Here is a 272-nt window from a genome sequence, read left to right on the forward strand (position 1 = left end):
CTGCCAGGCCAGCAGTTCGCCGTCGACGACGCAGTCCACCGCCAAGGCGGCCGCGGCCGCTTCGACTTCCGGAAAGCGGCCGTCCAGGCGCTCTTCGCCGCGCGACCACAGCGCCACCTCGCCGCGCCGCCGGATCAGTTGCGCGCGGATGCCGTCCCACTTCCACTCCAGCAGCCAGTCGTCGATCGGCCCCAGCAGCGCCGGGTCGCCTTCGAGCGGCGAGGCCAGGAAAAAGGGATAGGGCTGCTGGCGGTCGCCGGGCAGTTCGTCGG

At 72.4% G+C, this 272-nt stretch carries 1 pseudogene; it reads right to left on the minus strand.

Annotated features, from left to right (window positions below):
- Positions 1 to 272, minus strand: a pseudogene (locus tag R0J88_RS20255) (hypothetical protein); the annotation flags it as partial.

This window comes from Pseudoalteromonas sp. SIMBA_162, assembly GCF_046535955.1.
Lineage (GTDB): Bacteria > Pseudomonadota > Gammaproteobacteria > Enterobacterales > Alteromonadaceae > Pseudoalteromonas > Pseudoalteromonas marina.